Here is a 2,101-nt window from a genome sequence, read left to right as displayed (position 1 = left end):
CGGCGGCGTCGCGTGCCCCTGGTGCCACACCGTCAACCGCCCCGACCGCCACTTCTGCGCCCGCTGCGCCATGCCGATGGCCGAGGGCCCGGAGAACCCGACCCGCCTCCCCTGGTGGCGGCGGCTGCTCGACTACCGCAACCGGGAACAGCCCTGGGCGGGTGACCGCCCGCGCCTGCGCCACCAGATCGGCCGCATCCTGCGCTGGGTGGTCCTCGCGGCGGTGCTGGCCCTGGTGGGCTGGGCCCTGTTCCAGACCCCCACAGCCGTCAGCGCCGTACGCGACCACTTCGCCAAGCGCGCCCCGCTCAACCCGGATTCGTATAAGGCGTCCCGCTCGTTCCCCCAGCACGGCCCGGACAAGGCGTTCGACGTGGTCAGCAACTCCTGGTGGGGGCCGGGCGTCACCCAGTCCGCCAAGGGCGAGTGGCTGGAGGCCCGCTTCCGCGACCCGGTACGCCTGCTGGACATCGGCATCACCCCCGGCATGTCCGGCCGCGGCGAAACCCTCACCAAGTCCGCCCTCCCGCACCGCATCGAGGCCCGGATCACCACGGACGACGGCAAGACCACCATCCGCGAACTCAACCTCGACCAGGGCGCGGGTTTCCAGCGCCACAAGTTCCGCGCCCAGAACGTCACCGCGGTCCGCTTCACGATCCAGTCGGCTTACGGAGCCAATGGCAAGAAGCAGGTGGCGATCGCCGAGATCGAGTTCTTCGGCCCGTCCAAGGCGGGCCGCTCGTAACCCCGTACGCCGAACACCCCCGCCCCGCTCGCGTCCCGCTCGAAGGTCACTCGCAGCAGGACGACACGAGCGGGGCGGGCGGGACGTACGCATCACGGCCGCAGCCGGGTTGAACAGGGCCGCCGCCCCGGGCGAGCTGTGCGCGACGCCGGCCGTCGTGACCCAGGAGTTCATCCGTACCCACGCCCGCAAGACCGTGAACGCCACGGTGAGCGTGCTGAAGATCGTGAACGGAGTGCCCCAGCTGGAGGACCACCGGCGCGCTCGCGAAACCGTTCACCCTCGGCAGCGCGGCACCGTCCGGCGGCATCGACTACGCGGTGCGGGTCGCCAAGATGAAGAAGCGCACCACGGCGACGCGCTACTCGTTCGCGATGACCAAGCCCGGCTACCTGCCCGGCGCCATGACGTACAGGTCGGAGCGCTACCGCTGCGACGACACGCTGTGGAACGAGTCGAAGACCCGGCAGCCGAGGAACCCCGCATGCCCGAGGAGCGTTTCCGGGTCGACGTAGAGCACAGCTACGACGTGATAACCGGCGCGGTGGAGGAGGTCACCGACGTCTTCCTCCAGATCGACCCCAACAAGGCGATCGGCGGCAACGTCGTCCCCTACGACGACCGACGCGGCCTCCAAGTCCTCACCCTCACCGAATGGGACGAGACCGCGACCTCCACACGGCCCTGGCCGAGGTGTGGACCTTCGGCGAACAGGGCTCCGACCTCCACGCCGAACCCAAGCTCCCCTGCCCCGACGGCACCCCCCCGCTGGTTCCGCGCCAGAATCCACGGCCGCGCAGCCCAGCAGGCGGACGAGGAACACCTCATCCAACTCTGGCCCCAACCCCCCCCTCACCCCCCGAAGACCTCCACCCTCAGAGGGGATGAGCCCGCTCCCAGGCCTCCAGAACCACCAAGGGCACCCGCCCCCGGAAGGGCACGTCGTACCCCTGAGCCCGCCCCCACTCCCGGATGCTCTCGGTGTTGACGGGCGGCCTCGTCTTCACGTTGACAGCCACCCACGGCCCGGGGACGGAAGGCGCGAACTCCACCGGTTCCTCAAGAAGCTCGTCGGGGACCTGGGGCACTGCCGTCTCGCCGCTCAGCACCGAGACGAGGAATTCGGTCAGCGTGCCGTCGAAGGTGAACCAGCGGAGCCCGCGGTCCTCGCTCCCGGCGATGCGCCAGGTGTCGGGAGCGTCCAGGGGATCGGTGACCCAGAAGAGCTTTTCGCCGTTGCCGATACCGCCCATGGAGAACAGGTGCCGCGGGTGACAGGGGACAGGCGTCTTTGCCCTGGTCGTAGTCCTCCTGGAGGTACTCGCGAATGATGCCGGGCATACGGCCGGTGAG

Annotated in this window: 3 protein-coding genes; 2 read left to right on the top strand and 1 reads right to left on the bottom strand. The window is 69.9% G+C overall.

Annotation, left to right across the window (positions count from 1 at the left end; translation table 11 throughout):
• Positions 1-748, top strand: a 748-nt coding sequence (locus SSOG_RS50335) for an NADase-type glycan-binding domain-containing protein (RefSeq protein ID WP_039937961.1), incomplete at its 5' end; no start/stop codon positions are given.
• A gap of 320 nt (positions 749-1,068) precedes the next feature.
• Entirely contained in the window at positions 1,069-1,263 is a 195-nt protein-coding gene (locus tag SSOG_RS52390) for a hypothetical protein (protein WP_009715650.1), read from the top strand.
• Between the two features lie 360 nt (positions 1,264-1,623).
• Here the strand turns inward: SSOG_RS52390 and SSOG_RS17880 are convergent, their stop codons facing one another.
• Complete coding sequence (locus SSOG_RS17880; RefSeq protein WP_050799895.1) at positions 1,624-2,001, bottom strand: Lsr2 family DNA-binding protein; 378 nt, start codon at positions 1,999-2,001, stop codon at positions 1,624-1,626.
• Between the last annotated feature and the right edge of the window lie 100 nt (positions 2,002-2,101).

This window comes from Streptomyces himastatinicus ATCC 53653 (genome assembly GCF_000158915.1).
GTDB lineage: Bacteria > Actinomycetota > Actinomycetes > Streptomycetales > Streptomycetaceae > Streptomyces > Streptomyces himastatinicus.
This window is presented reverse-complemented; position numbering and strand designations above follow the sequence as displayed.